This window comes from Mucilaginibacter gossypiicola, from assembly GCF_900110105.1.
In the GTDB taxonomy this organism is placed as follows: domain Bacteria; phylum Bacteroidota; class Bacteroidia; order Sphingobacteriales; family Sphingobacteriaceae; genus Mucilaginibacter; species Mucilaginibacter gossypiicola.
In genome coordinates this window covers 90,651-114,433 of record NZ_FOCL01000001.1, presented here as the reverse complement: position 1 = coordinate 114,433, position 23,783 = coordinate 90,651, and the positions used below count along the sequence as shown (strand labels likewise).

The following is a 23,783-nucleotide window of genomic DNA, read 5'->3' as shown; positions in this document are numbered from 1 at the left end:
TTCAATGGAGCACATTCGTAATTTTTGTATCATAGCACACATCGACCACGGTAAGAGTACACTTGCCGATAGGTTATTAGAGTATACCAACACTATTACCCAGCGCGAATCGCAGGCACAATTGCTTGACGATATGGATTTAGAGCGCGAGCGCGGTATCACCATTAAAAGCCATGCCATACAAATGGATTATGAGCTTGATGGGCAAAAATATGTGCTCAACCTGATTGACACGCCCGGACACGTGGATTTTTCATATGAAGTATCACGTTCAATTGCGGCTTGCGAAGGCGCATTATTGATAGTTGACGCTGCACAGGGCATTCAGGCACAAACAATCTCAAACCTGTACCTCGCTTTAGAGAACGACCTGGAGATTATCCCTATCCTGAATAAAATGGACCTACCGGGCGCTATGCCGGAGGAAGTAAAAGACCAGATAGTTGACCTGATTGGTTGCAAACGCGAGGAAATCCTTGCTGCATCGGGCAAAACAGGTATGGGAGTACATGATATTCTTCGTGCAATTGTTGAGCGTGTACCTGCTCCGGTAGGTGATCCTAAAGCACCGCTACAGGCCTTGATATTTGATTCGGTATTCAACTCGTTCCGTGGTATCATAGCTTATTTTAAAGTTGTTAACGGCGAGATTCGCAAAGGCGATAAAGTAAAATTCGTAGCTACCGAAAAGCAATACCTTGCCGATGAGGTTGGTACGCTTAAATTACGCCCATTAGCTAAAGACGTGATCAAAACCGGTGACGTAGGTTATATCATATCAGGTATTAAAGAAGCAAAAGAAGTTAAGGTTGGTGATACCATCACCCAGGTTGACCGCCCTTGCGAAGAAGGAATACAAGGTTTCGAAGAGGTAAAGCCAATGGTATTTGCAGGCATTTACCCTGTTGATACTGAGGATTACGAAGAACTCCGCGAATCAATGGCAAAATTACAGCTGAATGATGCATCGCTGGTTTTTGAACCTGAATCATCGGCAGCACTGGGCTTCGGTTTTCGTTGCGGTTTCCTTGGGATGCTGCACATGGAGATTATCCAGGAACGCTTGGAGCGTGAGTTTAACATGACGGTGATCACCACCGTTCCCAACGTATCGTACCTGGCCCATACTACAAAAGGCGACTCGTTTACGGTAAATAACCCGTCAGATTTGCCCGACCCATCAAAAATTGATTTTGTGGAAGAACCTTACATCAAGGCAACCATCATCACAAAATCTGAATTTGTTGGCCCGGTAATGTCGCTTTGTATTCAAAAGCGTGGTACTATTACCAATCAGTCATATCTTACATCTGAGCGCGTTGAGCTGATCTTCGAAATGCCAATGGGCGAGATTGTATTTGACTTTTACGATAAGCTGAAAACTATTTCAAAAGGTTATGCTTCGTTTGATTATCACCAGATAGGTTATCGCCAGTCAGATTTGGTTAAGCTCGATATCCGCTTAAACAGTGAGCCTGTTGACGCACTTTCGTCTCTTATTTTCCGGGGCAACTCTTATGATTTTGGTAAAAAGATCTGCGAGAAATTAAAAGAGCTTTTACCACGTCAACAGTTCGAGATCATTATCCAGGCATCTATCGGTGCCAAGATCATAGCCCGCGAAACGGTGAAAGCCTTACGTAAAGATGTAACTGCCAAATGTTACGGTGGTGATATCTCCCGTAAACGTAAACTGTTAGAGAAACAGAAACAAGGTAAAAAACGCATGCGCCAGGTTGGTAACGTAGAGATACCACAGTCGGCATTCATGGCAGTTTTGAAGTTGGATTAATCCCTTAATTCCTTTGAACGGAAGCGGGGTGAGTAAATTGATATATTCTGTACAGGTTAGTTACATATTTTACAGCAACCGGATTTGTTAAACATATTCATTTAGGAGACTTTGTTTATGGCAAATGGATTGTGTACGATGCCGGCGAACCGAAATATTATATTGATGCTTTCAATAAAGATGTAGATTCAAATAAAATTATATTTGAAATGCTGCTGAACAATAAAACGGAAACTATTGAAAGTATCATTAGCAAGATCAATCAAAATCACGGATTAAAATTATCCCTGGACAACAGGCCTTTTATAAAAGTACGAGTAAAATCAGAGCCGGTAAATTTAAGTTTGCCGCCGTTGCCTGATCACTTCGTTAAACACATTTAATAATGCAGCTTTTAGACGGAAAATACGTTTCAGAAAAACTTAAGGTTGAAATAGCTGAAGAAGCAGCTAAAATATTAGAAAAAACTGGTCGCAAACCACATTTGGTTGCAGTACTGGTTGGTCATGATGGTGGTAGCGAAACCTACGTAGCCAGCAAAATGAAAAATTGCGAAAAAGTTGGCTTCAAATCATCGCTGGTACGTTATGAAGATGACGTTACCGAAGAAGAATTATTGAAAAAGGTAGAAGAACTGAATGCTGATGCTGACATTGACGGCATCATAGTACAGCTTCCGTTACCAAAACATATCGATCCTGAAAAAGTAACCGAGCGTATCGACCATCGCAAAGATGTTGATGGCTTTCACCCGGTTAATCTGGGCCGTATGCAGCGTAATTTACCGTCGTTTATACCGGCAACTCCTTATGGCATTACATTAATGCTTAAGGAATACGGCATTGAAACCGCCGGTAAACATTGCGTGGTTGTTGGTCGCAGCAATATTGTTGGTTCGCCAATGAGCATCCTGATGGCTCGCAACACCACCCCAGGCAACTGTACGGTAACCATTTGCCACAGTCGTACACCTGATATCAAAAAGTTCACACTTGATGCGGATATCCTGATCGTTGCCATCGGCAAAAAGAATTTTATTACGGCCGATATGGTAAAAGATGGCGTTGTTATAGTTGACGTAGGTATGAATCGCGAAACTTCAACTACAACAAAATCTGGCTTCAAGCTGTATGGCGACGTTGATTTTGAAAACGTTGCACCAAAATCATCATGGATTACCCCGGTACCGGGCGGTGTAGGTCTCATGACTATTGTTGGTTTGCTTAAAAACACATTGGCCTCGGCTAATAAAGAGGTTTATAAATAGCGAGTGGTTTATTAAGTTGATTAGGTGAATGGCTTTTCTTTTTCCATTCACTTAATCAACTACTCACTTAAAACCATTTTTCAATTTATCCCAAATGGAGGCGACACCAACGTAAACTCCATCTTCCTTTATTTCAACGGGGTAAGTTTCAATAAAATCATTTTGCCCTTCGCCACCTTTTCCTGTTTCAAGATCATAAGTATACCGGTGATACGGACAAACGATGAGCTTTCTTACGCATAGTCCCTCACTCATATCCGCTCCGGCATGCGGGCATTTAGCCGATACCGCGTAAAGCTTAGCCTCAAAATTCACCAGGCAAATACTTTTGCTGCCGGCCTTAACCTTTTTAATAAATGGGATGGAAATATCGGATAGAGAGTCGACTTTATACCAGGTCATAATTAATTAATAGCAAACCCCTGCTCAAAAATCGATCTTCAAATTCATCACATTCGGATTTTTAATTACCTCATCCATACTGGTAACAAGCGTAACTTCCCTCCTGTCGGCCGAAAGCATAGCCTTTGAATTATTGATCTTCTTTACTGGATGGGCAAACTTTAAAATTACCTTATAGGGCATATCAATCAGCATAGCTTTAGCCATCATGAAGGTGGCCTGGGTTTTCTTTAAAAAGGCGTTAAATTTAGCCTTGTCAATAATACGGTAAAATTTATGAGGAGTTATATCATACGAGTAATAGTCCTGCCCTCCTACCATTTGCCGTGCATCAAATGGCTTATTTGTTTTATCGGTAGTAGTTATGGCGCTTATCTGGGTATTAAGTGCAATTTTTGATACATTTTGCAAATAATATTGCAGGTCTGCTGCGTTTTTTGCTGTATGATTAAGTGTTACTTTCATAACACTCTTTTTAAGGTTCATATTAACAGTTAGCTCACTGCTTTTGGCCATTTCAATTTCCTCAGCTTTCAGTTTCTGTTGGGCGCTGTCGGGTATTGCGCTATAAAAGTTAAGTGTTGTATCCTTAACCAAACTAAATTGTGGGGTCTCTTTAACTGAATCAGACATGAGATTAACCAACACCGATACCGCCTTACTCATATCAAAAGCATAGGCAACTTTACAAGTTCCATCGCTTTTAAAATCGTAATGCTCTTCAATATCCACACATGAACTAAAACAAAGCACTACCAGTAAAAATAAAGGAAGGTAAAGTTTTTTCATACCCGGATATAAATTAAGCGTTAACGATACAGTTATTGCATTTTACGAAAAAGGAGTTAATTGGTTATCTTAAAATTAAAGTAATTATAACAATTATAAATGAAAATAAAAAAGGGATAAAAGACAAAAGGTGGTTTACAGCGCCACCTATAACGTAGTGGATAGTTGATGAAAGGCAAAACCTTTGGCTTTTTACTTTTCGCCTTATAAAGATACTTCCATATTAGTGTAACCTTTTAGCTTTCACCTTTTAGCTTTCGCCTATCTTTCAGTACCTTTGCACCCTTAAATAACTATGGCACACCAAATACCAGACGATGGCACGCTGCTTCCTTTAATGGAAGAGTTTTATACGATACAGGGCGAGGGATATAACACGGGTAAAGCCGCATATTTTATTCGTCTCGGTGGCTGCGATGTAGGTTGCCACTGGTGCGATGTTAAGGAAAGCTGGGACGCCGAGTTGCATGCACTTACTGCCGCCGACACCATTGTGAGCAACGCCGCCCTTCATCCGGCAAAAGCAGTTGTAGTAACCGGTGGCGAGCCTCTTATATACAATCTTGACTATTTAACCCACCAACTCCACGAAAAAGGAATCAAAACTTTTATCGAAACCTCAGGTGCTTACCCGCTTTCGGGCGATTGGGATTGGATCTGTCTTTCGCCTAAGAAATTCAAAGCACCAACGCCAAACGTGGCCGAAAGTGCTCATGAGTTAAAAGTTATTGTATTCAACAAATCTGATTTTGAATGGGCCGAATACCATGCCAAAATGGTATCGCCCGACTGTAAGCTTTATTTGCAGCCCGAATGGTCAAAATCAAAAGAAATGACACCTCTTATTGTTGATTATGTGAAAGAAAACCCTCAATGGGAAATTTCATTGCAAACACATAAGTATCTGAATATTCCATAATTTTTTTAACTTACGATATTAATTATCCTAAGTTAAAAATGAAGATTGCAGTATTTTTGGTGCTTGCATTGTGTGTACCTGCTTTGCTTTGTGCCCAGCAGCCTGCCCGATATTCGTCATCCAATAAAGAAGCTGTGAAATTTTTTGGTTCTGCTTATCAAAACCTTGATCAGCATCTTTATGATGAAGCCATTCAAAACTCATTAAAGGCTATTGGCCAAGATCCTAAATTCATAGAAGCCCATTTATTGCTTGCCGATTTATACCGGATGAAACGGATGTATAAACCAGCCGTAGAAGAGTATGGAAAAGTAATTGCATTAAGCCCTGAATTCAATCGTGGTGTATATCTTAAAGCTGGCGAAATGGAAATTCACGATGGAAACTATACACTGGCCCAACAGCATCTTGAAAAATATCTTACCTATCCCGACCTCAGCTCTGACAACATCACTTACGCAAAAAAAATGCTCGCCGATGCTAAATTCAGCATACAGGCTATGGCACACCCAGTACCATTTAAACCTATAAATATCGGGCCCGAAATAAATACCGCTAACGATGAATACCTGCCCGTTGCCACTGCCGACGAAAGCACGCTGATTTTTACCCGAAAGATCAACAACAATGAAGATTTTTATAAAAGCGAAATGGTAAACGTTAAATGGACTACCGCCACTTATCTAAGCAACCAAATTAATACTGAAAAATACAACGAAGGTGCACAATCCATATCTCAGGATGGTAAATATCTTTTTTTTACCGGCTGTAACCGTCCGGATGGATTAGGCCGGTGCGACATCTATATAGCTCAAAAAAAAGGTAAAGATTGGGTAAAACCAGTAGATCTTAACCCTCCTGTAAATACTTCCGGCTGGGAGTCTCAGCCTTCTATAAACTTCGACGGACGGACGCTTTATTTTGTAAGTAACCGTAAAGGAGGCTACGGCGGTTATGACATCTGGAAAAGCACATTAGGCGAAAAGGGTTGGGGCGAGCCCGAAAATCTTGGCCCTAATATTAACACTCCTTATAACGAACAATCGCCATTTATACATCCGGACGATAGTACGCTTTATTTCAGCAGTGACGGATGGCCTGGTTTGGGAAGTAAAGATTTGTTTGTTAGTCGCTTAGGCCAGGATGGAAAGTGGCAAAAACCCGAAAACCTTGGGTATCCTATTAATACCAGCGGTGATGAAGGAGGCTTATCATTAACCGCCGCCGGTGACTATGCTTTCTTTTCGTCAAATAACTTAAATGGTTTTGGTGGTTATGATATCTACAAATTTGAACTTCCGGTAAAACTACGGCCTCACTTAGTAACTTATGTTAAAGGTTTTGTGAAAGATGTAAAGACCAAACAACCTTTGGAAGCCGCCATAGAAATTATTGACCTTGAAAGTAATTTGCCGGTTTACCAGGATTACAGCGACGAAGAGCAGGGCGACTTTTTAGCCACCTTAACTTCGGGCAAAAACTATGCGCTTAATATCTCAAAAGGTGGATATCTGTTTTATTCCGAAAACTTTTCGCTTAAAAATCATAAAACTAAAAACCCATTTAATATTGTGGCTTTGTTATCACCTATTGAAGTTGGAAATAAGGTGATACTCAAGAATATTTTCTTTGATACCAATAAGTTTGATCTTGAAAAAGAATCAAAAGCCGAACTTCTTAAGCTTATTGAGTTTTTAGTGGTAAACCCAGGTGTACGTATTGAAGTGTCAGGGCATACCGACAATGTAGGCAATCACCAAAACAATCAAACGCTATCTGAAAACAGGGCGAAATCTGTTTATCAATATCTTGTATCAAATGGTATAGCGCCCGCGCGACTCGTTTACAAGGGATATGCCGAAACACAACCCATAGCACCAAATACAACCGAAGATGACAGGGCTAAAAACAGACGAACAGAGTTCATGATCATTACTAAGTAAGCATTTGATGATGTAAGTAAGAATGAAAAGAAACCTTTTAGTTTTAACAGCGACAGCATTAATACTATCGGCCTTTATTTATAAAAATACCGGCAAACCATGGCATGGGAAGATGCAGCAGCTTCCGGGCAGGCTGGAATGTGAATATTATGATGAAGGAGGTGAAGGAATAGCCTACCACGACACTGATATCGTAAACAATGGAAGCGGGAAACTTAACCCTGCCAATGGCACTTTTTTAAATGAGTTCAGGATGAACGAGGGTGTTGATATTTCTTATACTAAAACAGGGAATATTGATAACAACGCCTACAACAGAGTTCCCCGGGATCTTAATAAATTATACGTTGGCTGGACAAAGCCAGACGAATGGATCAACTATACTGTTAAAGTAACTAAAACCGGCACCTATCCTGTTGGGGTTTTATATACATCTAATGGCGATGGAAGCATCTCGCTTGATATTGACGGTAAAGATGCCACAGGTCTACTCAGGATAGCTTCAACACATGATGATCGTGATACTGTCGCATGGCGGCAATGGCATCATTGGAATGCATCCGACTCAATTGGTTCAATAACGCTAAAAAAGGGAATTCACCTGCTTACGTTGCACATAGTTACCAACGGCAACATGAACCTCGATTATTTAAATTTCGGAAAGGCTATCAAATAAAAAAGCCTTCAGAATTTAATCTAAAGGCTTTCCATATTATAAAGTCCCTAACTGTTAGTTTCCTAATTCTGACATGAACTTGATGCGCATTAACTGCACTTCCTCGCGGGTATAATCGTCGCTGCCCAATTCGGCTAAAGCTTCATCAATTGAATCGGCTTCGGCAGTACGGAAATAATCAAACACTTCTTCCTGCTTATCCTCATCAATAACTTCGTCAATATAGTAATTAAGGTTAAGCTTAGTTCCTGAGTTAACAATAGTTTCAACCTCTTTCAGGATCTCTTCATAAGTAAGACCTTTTGAAGCAGCTATATCGTCGAGATTTAAATGCCTGTCGATATTTTGAATAATGAACACCTTAAGGGCTGATTTGTTGGCTGCGCTTTTGATCACCATATCAATCGGCCTGTCAATATCATTATCTTCTACATATTTCTGGATCAGGTCTGTAAACGGCTTTCCGAATTTCAACGCCTTACCTGCACCAACTCCCGAAATTTGCTTAAGCTCTTCAGTATTGATTGGATAATGTGTACACATCTCCTCTAAGGATGGATCCTGGAATATTACAAATGGAGGCAGTCCCTTTTGCTTTGCGAGTTTTTTACGCAACTCCTTGAGCATTTGCAGTAATTGTGTATCAAGTGCGCCTCCGCTTTGTTTTGGCCCGTCATCATCACTATCGTCATCGGTAGCCTCCATGATCTTGTTCAATACAAAACGAATGCTGTGCGGATTTTCAATAAAGCTATTTCCGTTTTTGGTAAGCCTTAAAAGCCCGTATTGATCAATATCTTTTGAAATATAATTATTGAGTAAAGCCTGCCTCAAAAGCGAATTCCACAGGTTTTTCCCAAGCTCTTTGCCCGCACCATAATAATCAAGCTGATCGTGCTCATAATTTTTGATCTGCGCATTTTCCTCACCCATTAATATGCTGATGATATGGTGGTCATCAAACTTCTCACCAATATGCTTGATTAAACTTAGTGCCCTGTGCAGGTGTTCCTCACCATCAAAATGCTCTTTATGGGTGCAGCAATTATCGCACATGTTATTACAACCGGCTTCATTAAAGTTTTCACCAAAATAATGCAATAGCTGTTTACGCCTGCAAACCGACGATTCGCAGTAGTCAATAACTTCCTTAAGTATCTGGGTACCTATTTCGCGTTCCGAAACAGGTTTATCTTTCATGAATTTTTGAAGCTTATCAATATCCTTTTCAGAATAAAAGGCCACACAAACACCTTCTCCGCCATCGCGTCCGGCCCTACCCGTTTCCTGGTAGTATCCCTCCATGCTTTTGGGCACATCATGATGTATTACGTAACGAACATCTGGTTTATCAATACCCATACCAAACGCAATTGTAGCCACAATAACATCAACATCTTCCATCAGGAATTTGTCCTGCGTATCGGCACGAACTTTAGGATCAAGACCGGCATGATATGGCAATGCTTTTACTCCGTTCAGATTGAGCACCTCGGCCACTTCCTCAACCTTTTTACGGCTAAGGCAATACACAATTCCAGACTTACCCTGATTTTGCTTTACAAACTTTACTATCTCTTTTATAACGTTGCGCTTGGCACGCACCTCATAAAATAGGTTACCGCGGTTAAATGAAGATTTAAATACGGTTGCGTTATTCATTTGCAGGTTTTTTTGAATATCCTGCTGAACTTTAGGCGTAGCGGTAGCTGTTAAAGCAATGATAGGGATGTTTTCGCCAATATTACTTATCACCTGGCGTATTTTACGGTATTCGGGCCTGAAATCATGCCCCCATTCCGAAATACAGTGAGCCTCATCTACAGCAACAAACGATACGTGGTTCAGGCGTAAGAAATCAATATTTTCCTGCTTGGTTAACGACTCCGGTGCAACATACAGCAACTTGGTTTTTCCTGCAAGCACATCTTCTTTAACCCTGGCTATCTCTGATTTTGTAAGTGATGAATTTAAAAAGTGGGCTATACTATCTGATCCTCCGAAAGCCCTAAGCTGATCTACCTGGTTTTTCATCAGGGCTATCAGCGGTGAAATTACGATTGCTGTACCATCGCTCATTAAAGCCGGTAACTGATAACACATCGATTTGCCACCCCCGGTAGGCATAATAACAAATGTATCATTGCCGGCCAGGATATTGGTTATTATCGCTTCCTGCTCCCCCTTAAAATTATCAAACCCGAAAAAATTCTGGAGATTGTCAAATAGCGATTTCTTTGTTTCTATCATTATTTTAACAAATTCTTAAATTGTATTTAAAAGTTTAAAGTAACAAAATTTTCTAAATAAACGTTGGATTTACTTTTAAATTTTATGTAAAAATGATGATCAGATGAAAAACAATTTCTTCTGTTGTTCATTTAAAGAACCAGACAATTTTGTGATTGAAACACGCTGTTAAATTATTTAGATACACTTAATCGATAATTAACAAATTATTACACATTTTTACGGTTGATATACCAAATTAAAATTCTTTACTCGCTCATGAATAAAAACTATTATGCGATAATTATGGCTGGAGGGATTGGAAGCCGCTTTTGGCCGATAAGCCGTACATCGCACCCTAAACAGTTTATCGACATACTTGGTACCGGTAAAACCTTAATACAAAACACCTACGAACGTTTCCTGAAAGTTTGCCCTAAAGAAAATATATACATTGTTACCAACGAAAATTACACCAAGCTTGTAAAACAACAGCTACCGGATATGGAGGATCAGCAGATCCTTACCGAACCCGTAATGCGCAACACAGCCCCCTGCATTGCCTATGGCTGTTTTAAAATTGAAAGCCTTAACCCTGATGCTGCCATTGTTGTGGCCCCCTCAGATCAGCAAATCCTGGATGAAGACGCTTTTGTTGCAGCCATCGAAAAATCATTACAAACCGCTGCTTCAAATGATTACCTGATAACCCTGGGCATTAAACCGTCAAGGCCCGATACCGGTTATGGATACATACAATACACTGATAATATTATCAACGAGGAGTTTCATAAAGTAAAAACCTTTACCGAAAAACCAACTCTCGAAATAGCAAAAACATTTATTCAAAGCGGCGACTTTTTATGGAATGCCGGTATTTTTGTTTGGTCGGCCAAAGCAATTGTTAAAGCCTTTGGTCAACACCTGCCCGAAATGCATGAAATATTCGCCGATGCAAGGCCTGTTTATAACTCTGATGATGAAAAAACCTATGTTCATAAGGCATACCAGCAATGCGTTAATATCTCGATAGACTATGGCATTATGGAAAAGGCAGATAATGTGTATGTATTGCCTTCGGATTTTGGGTGGAGCGATTTGGGCACTTGGGCATCGATATATGACCTGGCCGAAAAAGATTATGTAGGTAATGCTGTGATCCCGGCCGAAAAAGTGATCATGTATGATTCATCAAACTGTATGGTAAACGTACCAGGCGAAAAGCTGGTAATACTGCAAGGCCTGCACGACTATATCGTAGTAGAGTCAAACAATTCACTGCTTATTTGCCCACGCGATCAGGAGCAAAATATCAAACAGGTTGTGACTGATGTAAAAAATAAGTTTGGAGCGAAGTATATTTAAGGACTGGTGAGCGGAGAGTGGTTGATTAAGTGAGTGGTTTGATTTTTCAAGAACGATTTACTTAATCAACCGCACACCCAATCGACCATTAAATAACTACTCACCCAATCAACTTAATCAACCAATTACAGCAGAGCGCTGCCTTATCGCTTCATACAAAATCACCCCTGTTGACACTGATACGTTTAAAGATTCGATTTCTCCAAACATTGGTATTTTTGCCAAATGATCTGAAATACGAATAATCTCGTTACGGATCCCATCCTCTTCCGACCCCATAACAATAGCCGTAGGTACGGTGTAATCAGGTTTATAAATATCATCTTGCGTTTTTTCAGTACAACAAACCAACTGCAAGCCCGATTCCTGAAGAAAGCGTACTGTCTGCATAAAATTATCATGCCTGCAAACCGGAATTTTATATAACGCGCCGGCAGATGTTTTAATAGCATCAGGGTTGATCTGCGCCGACCCTTTTGCCGGAATTACGATTGCGTGCACACCTGCACATTCGGCTGTCCGGGCAATTGCGCCCATGTTCCTCACGTCGGTAATGCTATCTAAAACTAAAACCAACGGCGTCTCCCCTTTTTCAAATACGTCGGGTATGATGTTTTCTATTTTTTGATAAACAATGGGCGAGATCACGGCTATGACCCCTTGATGGTTTTTTTGTGTAATGCGGTTGAGTTTTTCAACGGGAACCTGTTGTGCAGTTATCTGATACTCGTTCATCAGCTCTTTAAGCTCCTGAATAAGACCGCCGCCTATACCTCGTTGTATAAATAACGCCTCGATCTCTTTACCAGACCGGATAGCTTCCACTACCGCCCTGATCCCAAAAACCATTTGATTGCTTTCGCGCTGAGGCCTTGAATTAAATGCCATTTTGTAATTTGAATTTTGGCAAAAGTAGCTATATTAATTGATTAAGCCGTTATTGAACTGATAACCCTTTTGGGTTTAACAGCATTTGAGTGCAATTGCTATCAACATTCCAAAACTTTATTAACATCGTTTCAATTAACTGAAAATCAACCGTTCTATATTTCGCTAAAAAGTTATCAACACTCCGGTGTTTATTAAAAAGCTTTAAATTATTGCCCTGTGTATGATTATTTTAAAACGCCGATACACTATGTTAGGTGTTTCCTTTGCCCGCCGAAACTTTTTTTGTATATTTTTGTATCCTTATGAGTTTTGAGAATAACAACCAGTATAACAAGCCGAATACTTTTGAGCGACGCAGCCGGGTTCCCAATCCAACTCCCTTTATTGGAGGCGGCAAATTGCAACCTCAGGCTACGGATTTGGAAGAAGCCGTTTTAGGTGCACTTATGCTGGAGAAGGATGCCCTTTCATCAGTTATAGATGTTTTAAAACCCGAAGTTTTTTACCAGACCAATCACCAGAAGATATTTTCTGCCATAAAAATACTGTTTGAAAAAACGCAACCAGTAGATATCCTTACTGTTACTGCCGAGTTACGCAGATTGGGCGAGCTTGAAATGGTAGGCGGTGCTTACTATATAACAGAACTTACCAGCCGTGTTGCTTCAGCTGCCAATATCGAGTTTCACTCCCGTATCATTATCCAGAAATTTATTCAGCGGGAACTGATCCGAATATCTACAGAAGTGATCAACAGTGCTTATGAAGATACCAGCGATGTATTCGACCTGCTGGATATGGCCGAAAAAAACCTGTTTGAAATTGCGCAAAGCAACCTACGCCGTGATGCCCGCAACATGGACGATCTTGTTCACGAAGCATTACGGGATATTGAGGCCCTGAAAGATAAAAAAGATGGTTTAACGGGTGTTGCATCTGGCTTTACCGGACTTGATCGGATGACCTCAGGCTGGCAAAAGTCGGATTTGGTTATTATCGCTGCCCGTCCAGCTATGGGTAAAACAGCTTTCGTATTAAGTTGTGCCCGTAATGCGGCGGTTGACTTCGATAAACCGGTGGTTGTGTTCTCGCTGGAAATGTCTTCGGTTCAGTTGGTTAATCGTTTGATAGCTGGTGAAGCAGAAATTGAGCAGGAAAAAATACGTAAAGGAACGCTTGAAGAATGGGAATGGCAACAGGTACACTCCAAAATTGGCAGACTTGAAAAAGCTACATTCATCATTGACGATACCCCTGCCCTAAATATCTTCGAGTTCAGGGCAAAATGCCGCCGCCTGAAATCACAGTATGATATCCAATTAATCATCATCGACTACTTACAGCTGATGCATGGTAAGGCCGAGGGCAAAGGCGGTGGTGGTAACCGTGAGCAGGAAATCAGTAGTATTTCACGTGCATTAAAATCAGTTGCCAAGGAGTTAAGTGTACCGGTAATTGCACTGTCTCAGTTAAGTCGTGCCGTAGAAAGCAGGCCGGGTAACTCAAAAAGGCCAATGCTTTCAGACTTACGTGAATCGGGCGCTATTGAGCAGGATGCCGACATGGTATTGTTCCTATATCGTCCTGAATATTATGGTTTGACCGAAGATGAAGACGGTAACCCAACCCAGGGTGTAGGCGAGGTTATTATAGCCAAACACCGTAACGGTGAAACAGGTACTGTCCGATTAAAATTCGTAGGTAAATATGTGAAATTTGCTAACCTTGAAGAAGGTATGGACGGCTTCCCTCCACCTGCGGGTAATGCTTTCGCAGGCCTTGCTCCTTCACAGGATTTTGAAAAGCAGAGTAACTTCATCATTCGCCCTTCAAGAATGGACGATATGGATGATGAAGCACCGTTTTAATTCAATTTCGATTTTCGATTTCGGATTTATTAAATGCAAAATTCCGAAATCGAAAATCCGGAATCCCAAATCAAAATATCATTCCCAAAACCACACCGATAATAATCACTATCGGTGTTTTTATTTTGGTAAAATGCAGCATCAGGAACGTACCAATCATCAATGCGTAGGCTGTCCAGTTTAAACCAAAAGGCTTTACCAGTAAAATCAACGCTGTTGCCATAAATCCTACGGCTACGGCATTTATCCCACTCAGGGAGTTTTTAATGCGTGTTATTTTCTTCAAATCCTCCCAAAACGGAACAATAAAAAGAATGAGGATAAGGCCGGGGGTGTTGATGCCAATAACAGCAACAAGGCTGCCAATCACCTGTCCCCAAATGTTATAGCCTTTATTGCCAAGTGTTATGCCACCCAAAAAAGATGTAAACGAAAATGTAGGTCCGGGCAAAGCCTGCTGCAGGGCATATCCCGACAAAAACTCCGACCTGCCCAGATAATGTTTAACCTCAACAAATTCGGTATACATTAGTGGCACAAGCACCTGCCCTCCACCAAAAATGAGTATTCCATTGCGGTAAAAATTCTCGAATAAACGGATAGGCAAACTAAAGGGCGATGTTTGGTTAACCACAGCACCTAATGCCGCAAAGAAAAGCAGGATGCCGATGAAATAAGCTACCTTATTGGGGTTTACATTTGAATACAACTTAACCCTTAATTCGTTTTCATGCTGCTGGGTTTCCATGGCCGATGATATGATACCGCCAAGCAATATCAGTATCGGGAAAGCGTAGGCATTTTGAAGGATCAGTGTAACAATAAGTGAACCAACAGCCAGCATGGTACTAATCCTCGTTTTTAAAAATTTATTAGCAAAAGTATAGGTAGCGTATGCAACTATACCTACCGCTATAGGCTGTACATAACTGATCACATGCGCAAATTTGGCCTTATTGGCAAACATATTATAGCTTATGGCAGCCATACACATGATAGTGGCTGAAGGAAGGATCCAGATCAGAAATGTAATGATGGCCAGCCTGAGGCCGCCTACTTTCCAGGCTATCCCAACCAGTGTTTGAGTTGATGAAGGCCCCGGCAAAACCTGTGACAAGGCATTGAGTTCCATCAACTCATCTTCAGTAATATATCTTCGTTTCTCAACAAATTCCCGCAGTAAAACGGCGATGTGGGCCTGAGGGCCGCCAAAAGCAGTAAAGGTATATATCAGCACATCCCGAAGGAATATAAGTTGCTGTTTTTTCATTTTTTTGTTTGCAGATAGTTCATAGGTCATGGAAGAAAGATCATAGCATATAGTTCATGGTTCATAGAAGAACGGAAGGGCTAATACCCCAGAGCCGCCATGAACTATTGACAATGAGCCATGAACCGCTAATAATCGTCATCATCGTCCTCTTCAAAGCCAATTGCCTGCCTGTATACAGCTTGCAATTCAGAAAAAGCGTGATTATCCCGCTTTTCTTTGGTTACTTTCATGCCGTTTTCATAGGTTTTAATGGCATCGTCTTTACGGTTTAATGCTTCATAAAGCTTACCTAAATGATAATAGGTACCTGTGTAGCCAGGGTGATTATTCACTAAATCTTCGTAATAAGCAAGTGCCTTATCTGTCTCATTCAGACGCAGATATTCTGTTGCAAGGGCATATTTCAGAAACTCGTCATCCGGTTCATTTTTTATAAATTCCAGCAGCTTATTCAATCTGTTCAACTCCATTTTAAACTCTATCTTTTTTAATTAAATTTGCAAAAACCTATTGATATGAAGATTCTGGTATGTGTAAGTAATGTTCCTGATACCACCACAAAAATAACTTTTACTGATAATAACACGCAATTTAATACAAACGGGGTACAGTTCATACTTAACCCTTATGATGAAATTGCACTTGCGCGCGCCATTGAGTTAACCGACGGCGGTAAAGGCACAGTAACTGTAATAAACGTTGGTGAGGCAAATACCGAAGCCACTATACGCAAGGCGCTTGCTATTGGCGCTACCGATGCTGTGCGCATAAACGCTAAACCGCACGATGCGTGGTATGTAGCTTATCAAATTGCACAATATGTAAAAGCAAATCCCTTCGATCTCATCCTCACCGGCCGTGAATCCATTGATTATAACGGCTCAAAAGTTGCAGGCATGCTGGGCGAACTGCTTGATTTGCCTTCGGTATCCATTATCAAAAAATTAGATGCTGGTGACAACGAAGCAACTGTTGAACGCGAAATAGAAGGCGGTAAAGAAGTTTTAACCATACCATATCCATTTGTGGCCGGTACTGCCGAAGGTGTGGCTGAACCCAAAATCCCTAATATGCGTGGTATTATGTCGGCACGGACTAAGCCACTTGCTGTTGTAGAACCTGTTGATGTAAAAACATTTTCAGAAATCATCGGTTATGAAACACCTGCCCCGCGCGGCCAGGTTAAACTTGTTCCTGCCGATGATACTGCAAAACTGGTTGAACTGCTGCATGCAGAAGCACGTGTTATTTAATTTATGATCTAAATCACTTACAGATAAATATGTCAGTTTTAATATATGCGGAAAATGCCGGGGGCAAATTCAAAAAGTCAATTTTTGAAGCCGTTTCTTATGCCCGTGCTATTGCCGATCAAAGTAATACTTCTGTTACTGCTGTGTCAATTGGCAACGTTGATGCAACCGAATTAGCTTTATTAGGTAAATACGGCGCAGATAAGGTACTTAACGTATCAGGAGATAAATTAAAGGACTTTGTAAACCAGGCCTACGCTTCTGTTATAGCTGAAGCTGCTAAAAAAGAAGGCTCGGCAGTTGTGGTATTATCAAATACCTTTTCGGGCCGTGGGTTGGCGCCAAGGGTTGGCGTAAAACTGGAAGCAGGCGTAGCTGATGGAGCGGTTGCTTTACCAGAACAAGCCGGAGGCTCTTTTAAGGTAAAAAAGACCGCCTTTTCGGGAAAAGCTTTTGCTACGGTCGAGCTTACGGCGGCTATTAAAGTTATTGCGCTTGTACCCAACTCCTACAAAGTAGTTGAAACAGGTGGCACTGCTCAAGTTGAGGACTTTAATGTCGAACCCAAAGCATCTGACTTTAAGGCCATGATCAAAGAAATTGTCCGTTCAACCGATAAAGTTTCGCTTCCTGATGCTGAAATTGTTGTTTCGGGCGGTCGTGGTTTAAAAGGCCCCGAAAACTGGGGTATGATAGAAGAGCTTGCCGAACTCTTAGGCGCAGCTACCGCATGTTCAAAACCTGTATCAGATGCGGGGTGGAGACCCCATAGCGAACACGTTGGACAAACCGGTATAGCTGTCAGTCCAAATTTGTATATTGCAGTCGGTATTTCAGGTGCTATTCAGCACCTGGCCGGGGTAAGTTCATCAAAAGTTATCGTCGTAATAAACAAAGATCCCGAAGCGCCGTTTTTCAAGGTAGCGGATTACGGGATTGTAGGCGACGCATTTGAAGTACTCCCTAAATTAATTGCAGCCGTTAAAGAATATAAAGCTTCAGCATAAATACAGGTGTGATGGGGAATAACATGAAAAAAATAAAGCTTGATATTGTCGGCTTATCGTACAGTCAAACTCAATCTGGTGCGTATGCACTTGTTTTGGGCGAGGTTAGCGGCCGTCGTCGTTTACCTATTATTATCGGAAGCTTTGAAGCCCAGGCTATTGCCATCGAAATAGAAAAGATGACCCCAAGCCGCCCTCTTACGCATGATTTGTTCAAGAGCTTTGCCCAGGCTTATCAAATTGAAGTTCAGGAAGTAATTATTTACAACCTTGTTGATGGCATTTTTTACGCCAAGCTGGTTTGCAGTGACGGGAAGCGTTCTGTAGAAATAGATGCCCGCACTTCTGACGCCATCGCTGTAGCCGTACGTTTTGACTGCCCTATCTTCACATATGAATTTATTCTTTCAACAGCGGGCATTGTTATTGAAGGTAATGACTTTGTGTATTTAGAAAATATCAACGAAGCACCTGAGGAGAAATCGGTTAGCGCATCGGTTAGCGGTTACGCTTCTATCAGTACCGAAGAGCTCAAAACCAAACTACAGGAAGCTCTTGCCGAAGAATCGTATGAAAAAGCAGCGAAGATCCGCGACGAACTAAATAAACGTAAAGCATCCTAATGATTTAGGAATCCGGGTTTTCGATTTCGGATTTGCCAAAAGATAATTTATTGCATACAATATAACAGAAACTCAGCCCCTGGGTTTCTGTTTAACAATCGTAATTTCTACACTTGTAGCTTTCTGATTCACATTTATTTCACTACTTTCCGCTTTTAATTTAACACTGACTAAATTTTATTTAAACCGGGTACCCATATGAATATTAAGTTCCGCTTAATACTGATGAATTTTATGCAATTTTTTATCTGGGGGGCCTGGTTGCTTACCATTGGTGCATATTGGTTTCAGGATAAACATTGGTCGGGCGCTCAGTTTGGGGCTATTTTTAGCACCATGGGTATTTCGGCTATATTTATGCCCGCCCTTACCGGTATTATAGCTGATAGGTTTATTAACGCAGAAAAACTATATGGCATCATGCACATATTTGGTGCGGCATCATTATTTACGCTGCCTTTAATTACCAGCCCTTCCGCATTTTTTTGGGTAATACTCATCAATATGATCTTTTATATGCCAACCCTTTCGCTTTCGATAACTGTAGCATATTCGGCATTAAAAAGCAGCAACAAAGATGTAGTTAAAGACTATCCTCCTATTCGCATCTGGGGAACTATCGGCTTTATCGCTGCCTTATGGACGGTGAGCCTTACCCATAATGAAACTTCGCCAAACCAGTTTTATATAGCGTCGGCTGTGGCGCTTGCATTGGGCATTTATTCATTTAGCCTCCCCAAATGCCCGCCGCTTTCTGCCAAAACAAATAATAAGTCGTTTGTCGACTCATTGGGACTGAACGCCTTTAAACTGTTCAAAGATCCGAAGTTTGCTATTTTCTTCGCCTTTTCGATGCTTTTAGGAGCAGCATTGCAACTTACCAATGCTTATGGCGACACCTTTATACAGGATTTTAAAAATATAGCTATTTATAAAGATTCTGTAGGGGTAAAATATCCGGCTATAATTATGTCGATATCCCAGTTCTCTGAAACATTTTTCATCCTGGCTATACCGTTCTTCCTGCGTAAATTCGGTATTAAGTATGTAATGTTATTCAGTATGTTGGCCTGGGTGCTGCGTTTCGGCCTTTTTGCCTTTGGCGACCCTGCGGGCGGTTTATGGATGATTGTTTTATCGTGCATTGTTTATGGCATGGCTTTCGATTTCTTCAATATATCGGGTTCGCTGTTTGTTGAAACACAAGCTACCCCTGATATCCGGGCAAGTGCACAAGGCCTGTTTATGATGATGGTAAACGGTTTCGGGGCATTTTTCGGAAGTATCGCGAGCGGCCTTATTATCGATCACTTCTTTCTGCTGCCCGGCGGAGGTAAAGACTGGCACGGCATCTGGCTTACATTTGCCGGCTATGCTTTGGTAATCGCCATTATCTTCCCGTTCGTGTTCAGATATAAACATAATAAGGCGCTTGTTGAAGCCATTCAGCACGCATAGGAACCATGATTTTTAGGATTTAAGGATTTCTATGATAGTTGCGATAGATAAAAAAGACGGCCCACAAATTTGTGGGCCGTCTTTTTTATCATGGAGATCAAGAAATCCTTAAATCCTAAAAATCATGGTTCAGTTCTTCCTCCCCATCGCATACTTAATACCACCTAACAAATGGTTTAAATATAACGGATCGGCATACGATTCATCGGTGTGTCCAAGCTCTGTATAAAAAGCCCTGCCTCCATCGAAGTTATGATACCAAGCCATCGGATGATTGTCACCGTTTTCGCCACCAGTGTAGCTTTTCTCATCAATTTTAATCAGCACATGCAGGTCATCACCTATCCATTTGTAGTTATACCATTCGTCCCAGCGTTTCCAGGTTTCAGGCAGGTGTTTGGTAGCTATAAAATTACGATCGACTACATCTAAAGTAGCCTCTTGCTGCTTTGGATGACTTTTAAAATAAGCGCCTACCAGTTTTCCATACCATGGCCAGTCGTATTCTGTATCGGTTGCGGCATGTACACCAACAAAGCCACCGCCGGCTTTAATGTATTGCTCAAAAGCGGCCTGCTGGGTATCATTCAAAACATCACCAGTGGTGCTCAAAAATATCACAGCCTTATACTGTTTTAGATTATCAATAGTAAACTTTGCAGCATTGGTGGTGCTATCAACATCAAAATTATTCTCCTGGCCTAATTTCATAATAGCAGGTACACCTACCGCTATTGAGTTATGATGAAAGCCAGCCGTTTTACAAAATACAAGTACTTTATCTTTAGCAAGTACTTGGGTAATGGATGCGCCTATTAAGAGGCATATGGTTAGTAGTTTTTTCATTGGTTGGTGAGTGGTTATTGTTTGGTGAATGGTTAATTGTGTTGATTAGTGAGTGGTTGGCCTTTGGGGAAAATAGAACTGAACTATTCACCTAATCAACCACTCACTAATCACCAACTTATAAATTTCCTTTTTTTAATTCATCTACGGCGAAATGAGCGGCGCGGGCTGTCATAGCCATATAAGTTAACGATGGGTTTTGACATGCTGACGAAGTCATGGCAGCGCCATCGGTAACAAAAACATTTTTGGCATCCCATACCTGGTTGTTGCCGTTAAGCACTGAAGTTTTAGGATCGCGTCCCATCCGGGCTGTACCCATTTCATGGATCCCGTCGCCAACATTATGGCCGCGATCGTGTGTTTCAATATTTTTTACACCGGCGCTTTCCAGCATGGCTTTGGCTTCCCGCACAATATCAATACGCATTTTCTTTTCGTTTTCCTTTATCTCGGCGTCCATCGCTAATATTGGCAGCCCCCATTTGTCCTTGCGGGTTTTATCAAGCGTGATTTTGTTTTCATGGTAAGGCAGCAGTTCTCCAAAGCCACCAATACCAATTGTCCACGGACCGGGCTCAGTGAGTGCATCTTTATATTGAGCCCCAATATTGTATTCGGCAATTTCACGATTCCAGCCCATACGGCTTGCAGCGCCCTGGTAACCAAAGCCACGCAGGTAATCGCGTTTATCGCCAAACAGGTTAGCAAAACGGACTACATAAATACCATTAGCACGGCGGCCGTAATAATATTTATCCTCAAAACCGTCAACCAGTCCACTTGCGCCAAGATTATAATGGTGATCCATAATGTTATGACCAAGCTCTCCACTGCTGCTTCCTAAGCCATCTGGCCAGATATCTGTAGCGGAGTTCATCAAAACCCAGGCGCTATTAAGTGCCGACGCATTGACAAAAACTATTTTTGAATAGTACTCATAGGTTTGATTAGTTTCCGCATCAAGCACCTCTACCCCTTTAGCCTTTTTAGTATCCTTATCATATAATATTTTAGTAACGATAGAGTACGGCCTAACCGTTAAATTTCCGGTAGCCAAAGCAGCTGGTAAAGTCGATGATTGTGTACTGAAATATCCGCCAAACGGACAACCTTCCCAGCACCGGTTCCTGAACTGGCAAGCCGTACGCCCCGGAATAGCGGCGGTTAAATTAGCCGAGCGGCCAATGATCATATGCCTGGTCCCACTGTAATTTTTCTTAATCCGGGCAGCCACATCCTTTTCAACCGCGTTCATATCCATTGGCGGCAGATAATGGCCATCGGGCAGTTGTGGTAAGCCCTCTAATGAGCCGCTGATACCTGCAAACTTCTCTACATGATCATACCATGGAGCAAGATCTTTGTAACGGATAGGCCAGTCAATAGCCCAACCATCTTTGGCATTAGCTTCAAAATCAAAGTCACTCCAGCGGTAGCTTTGCCTTCCCCATAAAATAGAGCGGCCACCAAGCTGGTATGAACGCCACCAGTTAAAGGGCTTGATCTCGGTATAAGGAGCAGCTTGCTCGTCGGTCCAATAGTCCATAATAGGTTCTGTAGCGCCCCAATTACGTGAGATCACCGGGCGTTGTTTACGCTGTGCCTGAGTTGGCCTTCCGGCATGATGAAGGTCCCAGGGATCCTGGCTGGCGCTCTTATAATCTTTGATATGTTCAAAGTTTCGGCCCCGCTCAAGCATAATGGTTTTTAAACCCAGTTCTGATAACTCTTTTGCCGCCCAGCCGCCGCTGATACCAGAGCCTATTACAATAGCATCATAGGTATTATTAGCCTTGGCTTTGCCGTTTACATTAGTTAATGGCATAGTTTTATAAATTGGTTTTGAGATTGGATAAAACAAGTATATTAATTAAAAATTGATATAGCAATCGATTGTGAAGAAAAGTATGAACCGTGATTTTTAGGATTAAAGGATTACCCCGGTTATAAGTTCAGATTTAGATATCATGAAATCCTTTAATCCCCAAAATCATGGTTCTTTTATTTATTTTTACCCCATGCTCCAGGTAAGCGAATTATATATCTACCCAATCAAATCATTAGGCGGCATTGCTGTACAAAGCGCTGTGGTTACCAGTCGCGGTTTAGAACATGATCGGCGCTGGATGCTGGTTAACGAACATGGGCATTTTATAACACAGCGCGAGTTTCCACAGATGGCTTTATTAAAACCAACAGTAGAAACAGATGGTATAGCTGTACATCATCATTCAAGTTCATCATTATTAATTCCGTTTCATTGCGAAAGGCGGCCCTTGCACCAGTTTGCAGTTTGGGATGATACTTGTTTTGGGCAATATGTAAGCGAAGAGTTTGACCAATGGTTTAGTGATGCGCTCAATATGAAATGCCGACTGGTTTATATGCCGGATGACAGTGAACGTGAAGTTGACCAGCGGTATGCAAAACCTGGTATGATCACCTCCTTTGCCGATGCCTATCCTTTCCTGCTTATCGGGCAGGCTTCGCTTGATGATCTTAACAAACGAATGATGTTGCCCTTACCCATGAACCGCTTTCGCCCCAATATCGTTTTTACCGGCGGTGATGCTTATAGCGAAGATCTGATGAATCACATAACCATAGCAGGCATCACCTTTTACGGAGCAAAACTTTGCGCCCGTTGTGTATTGACTACCATCGATCAGCAAACAGCGATGAAAGCTAAAGAGCCGTTGAAAACCCTGGCCTCATACCGCATGAAAAACAATAAGATTATGTTTGGGCAAAACCTGGTGCATGAAAATACAGGCATAATTTCTGTTGGTGACGAACTTAGTGTTTTAAGTTCCCATACCGAAGAAAGATTTATCGTAACCAAGAAACCTATAACGGCAGCATGAAACCTACCATAACTATTGAATATTGCCCTAAATGTAACTGGATGATGCGTGCCGCTTACATGGCGCAGGAACTGCTTACTACGTTTACCGATGATGTGAACGGGGTTACCTTGAAACCAAGTGAAATAAATGGCAGATATACGATAAGTGTTGATGAAGAAACGCTGTTTGACCGCAAACGCGACGGGCATTTCCCCGAGATAAAAGAGCTAAAACAGGCCGTTCGTGATAAAGTAAATCCGGGTAAAAGTCTTGGCCATTCGGATAGACATCAACTGTAACTTTTATATAACAATGTCTGTATAAAATATCCTT

Annotated in this window: 21 protein-coding genes; 13 read left to right on the top strand and 8 right to left on the bottom strand. The window is 41.5% G+C overall.

The features are described from left to right. Positions 1-4: 4 nt before the first annotated feature. Together lepA and BMX50_RS00320 are read left to right on the top strand one after the other, a co-directional pair. Positions 5-1,792, top strand: a complete 1,788-nt coding sequence (lepA, locus tag BMX50_RS00330) for a translation elongation factor 4 (protein ID WP_091206052.1) — start codon at positions 5-7, stop codon at positions 1,790-1,792. A gap of 385 nt (positions 1,793-2,177) precedes the next feature. Continuing rightward, positions 2,178-3,059, top strand: coding sequence for a bifunctional 5,10-methylenetetrahydrofolate dehydrogenase/5,10-methenyltetrahydrofolate cyclohydrolase (locus BMX50_RS00320; RefSeq protein ID WP_091206048.1), 882 nt, complete (start codon positions 2,178-2,180; stop codon positions 3,057-3,059). Positions 3,060-3,122: 63 nt separating this feature from the next. On the opposite strand, the gene BMX50_RS00315 is transcribed toward BMX50_RS00320, so the two are convergent. Both BMX50_RS00315 and BMX50_RS00310 read right to left on the bottom strand, forming a co-directional pair. Next, positions 3,123-3,461, bottom strand: a complete 339-nt coding sequence (locus BMX50_RS00315; RefSeq protein ID WP_091206044.1) for a Rieske (2Fe-2S) protein — start codon at positions 3,459-3,461, stop codon at positions 3,123-3,125. A gap of 24 nt (positions 3,462-3,485) precedes the next feature. Continuing rightward, complete coding sequence (locus BMX50_RS00310) at positions 3,486-4,250, bottom strand: hypothetical protein (protein ID WP_091206041.1); 765 nt, start codon at positions 4,248-4,250, stop codon at positions 3,486-3,488. A 295-nt stretch (positions 4,251-4,545) separates the two neighbouring features. Between BMX50_RS00310 and BMX50_RS00305 the strand changes: the two genes are divergently transcribed. From BMX50_RS00305 to BMX50_RS00295, 3 genes are read left to right on the top strand one after another with little or no spacing between them, the layout of a single operon-like run. After that, complete coding sequence (locus tag BMX50_RS00305) at positions 4,546-5,169, top strand: 7-carboxy-7-deazaguanine synthase QueE (RefSeq protein WP_091206038.1); 624 nt, start codon at positions 4,546-4,548, stop codon at positions 5,167-5,169. 38 nt (positions 5,170-5,207) lie between these two features. Continuing rightward, positions 5,208-7,112, top strand: coding sequence for an OmpA family protein (locus BMX50_RS00300; RefSeq protein ID WP_167667769.1), 1,905 nt, complete (start codon positions 5,208-5,210; stop codon positions 7,110-7,112). A 22-nt stretch (positions 7,113-7,134) separates the two neighbouring features. Continuing rightward, positions 7,135-7,788: a carbohydrate-binding protein gene (locus BMX50_RS00295; RefSeq protein WP_208864614.1), complete on the top strand. Its 654-nt coding sequence runs from the start codon at positions 7,135-7,137 to the stop codon at positions 7,786-7,788. A gap of 54 nt (positions 7,789-7,842) precedes the next feature. On the opposite strand, the gene recQ is transcribed toward BMX50_RS00295, so the two are convergent. Beyond that, the gene (gene recQ / locus BMX50_RS00290; RefSeq protein WP_091208472.1) at positions 7,843-10,035 is read right to left on the bottom strand and encodes a DNA helicase RecQ; all 2,193 of its coding nucleotides are present in this window, start codon (positions 10,033-10,035) and stop codon (positions 7,843-7,845) included. Positions 10,036-10,296: 261 nt separating this feature from the next. Between recQ and BMX50_RS00285 the strand changes: the two genes are divergently transcribed. Further along, on the top strand, positions 10,297-11,382 hold the full coding sequence (locus BMX50_RS00285) for a mannose-1-phosphate guanylyltransferase (RefSeq protein WP_091206035.1): 1,086 nt from the start codon (positions 10,297-10,299) through the stop codon (positions 11,380-11,382). Positions 11,383-11,499: 117 nt separating this feature from the next. On the opposite strand, the gene rlmB is transcribed toward BMX50_RS00285, so the two are convergent. After that, complete coding sequence (gene rlmB, locus BMX50_RS00280; RefSeq protein ID WP_091206032.1) at positions 11,500-12,270, bottom strand: 23S rRNA (guanosine(2251)-2'-O)-methyltransferase RlmB; 771 nt, start codon at positions 12,268-12,270, stop codon at positions 11,500-11,502. A 305-nt stretch (positions 12,271-12,575) separates the two neighbouring features. Here rlmB and dnaB point away from each other — a divergent pair, with 305 nt between their 5' ends. Next, positions 12,576-14,141 carry a replicative DNA helicase gene (gene dnaB, locus BMX50_RS00275; protein ID WP_091208470.1) on the top strand — a complete coding sequence of 522 codons (1,566 nt, stop codon included), beginning with the start codon at positions 12,576-12,578 and terminating at the stop codon, positions 14,139-14,141. A gap of 70 nt (positions 14,142-14,211) precedes the next feature. On the opposite strand, the gene chrA is transcribed toward dnaB, so the two are convergent. Together chrA and BMX50_RS00265 are read right to left on the bottom strand one after the other, a co-directional pair. Beyond that, positions 14,212-15,411 (bottom strand): chromate efflux transporter, encoded by a 1,200-nt coding sequence (gene chrA, locus BMX50_RS00270; RefSeq protein WP_091208467.1) that lies wholly within the window; start codon positions 15,409-15,411, stop codon positions 14,212-14,214. Between the two features lie 128 nt (positions 15,412-15,539). Continuing rightward, positions 15,540-15,884: a tetratricopeptide repeat protein gene (locus tag BMX50_RS00265; protein ID WP_091206030.1), complete on the bottom strand. Its 345-nt coding sequence runs from the start codon at positions 15,882-15,884 to the stop codon at positions 15,540-15,542. A gap of 45 nt (positions 15,885-15,929) precedes the next feature. Between BMX50_RS00265 and BMX50_RS00260 the strand changes: the two genes are divergently transcribed. The 4 genes from BMX50_RS00260 to BMX50_RS00245 all read left to right on the top strand — a co-directional run bounded on the left by BMX50_RS00260 (position 15,930) and on the right by BMX50_RS00245 (position 19,755). Next, positions 15,930-16,667: an electron transfer flavoprotein subunit beta/FixA family protein gene (locus tag BMX50_RS00260; protein ID WP_091206029.1), complete on the top strand. Its 738-nt coding sequence runs from the start codon at positions 15,930-15,932 to the stop codon at positions 16,665-16,667. Between the two features lie 29 nt (positions 16,668-16,696). Further along, positions 16,697-17,674 carry an electron transfer flavoprotein subunit alpha/FixB family protein gene (locus BMX50_RS00255; RefSeq protein WP_091206026.1) on the top strand — a complete coding sequence of 326 codons (978 nt, stop codon included), beginning with the start codon at positions 16,697-16,699 and terminating at the stop codon, positions 17,672-17,674. A gap of 23 nt (positions 17,675-17,697) precedes the next feature. Beyond that, positions 17,698-18,297, top strand: coding sequence for a bifunctional nuclease family protein (locus BMX50_RS00250; RefSeq protein ID WP_090526212.1), 600 nt, complete (start codon positions 17,698-17,700; stop codon positions 18,295-18,297). A 198-nt stretch (positions 18,298-18,495) separates the two neighbouring features. Further along, on the top strand, positions 18,496-19,755 hold the full coding sequence (locus BMX50_RS00245; protein ID WP_091206024.1) for a nucleoside permease: 1,260 nt from the start codon (positions 18,496-18,498) through the stop codon (positions 19,753-19,755). 129 nt (positions 19,756-19,884) lie between these two features. On the opposite strand, the gene BMX50_RS00240 is transcribed toward BMX50_RS00245, so the two are convergent. Together BMX50_RS00240 and BMX50_RS00235 are read right to left on the bottom strand one after the other, a co-directional pair. Continuing rightward, complete coding sequence (locus BMX50_RS00240; protein ID WP_091206021.1) at positions 19,885-20,601, bottom strand: ThuA domain-containing protein; 717 nt, start codon at positions 20,599-20,601, stop codon at positions 19,885-19,887. Between the two features lie 118 nt (positions 20,602-20,719). After that, positions 20,720-22,429: a GMC oxidoreductase gene (locus BMX50_RS00235; RefSeq protein ID WP_091206018.1), complete on the bottom strand. Its 1,710-nt coding sequence runs from the start codon at positions 22,427-22,429 to the stop codon at positions 20,720-20,722. 193 nt (positions 22,430-22,622) lie between these two features. Between BMX50_RS00235 and BMX50_RS00230 the strand changes: the two genes are divergently transcribed. Together BMX50_RS00230 and BMX50_RS00225 are read left to right on the top strand one after the other, a co-directional pair. Further along, positions 22,623-23,468: an MOSC domain-containing protein gene (locus BMX50_RS00230; RefSeq protein WP_091208465.1), complete on the top strand. Its 846-nt coding sequence runs from the start codon at positions 22,623-22,625 to the stop codon at positions 23,466-23,468. Continuing rightward, complete coding sequence (locus BMX50_RS00225) at positions 23,465-23,749, top strand: Rdx family protein (protein ID WP_091206016.1); 285 nt, start codon at positions 23,465-23,467, stop codon at positions 23,747-23,749. The genes BMX50_RS00230 and BMX50_RS00225 overlap by 4 nt, the downstream gene beginning before the upstream one ends. The last annotated feature ends 34 nt before the right edge of the window (positions 23,750-23,783 follow it).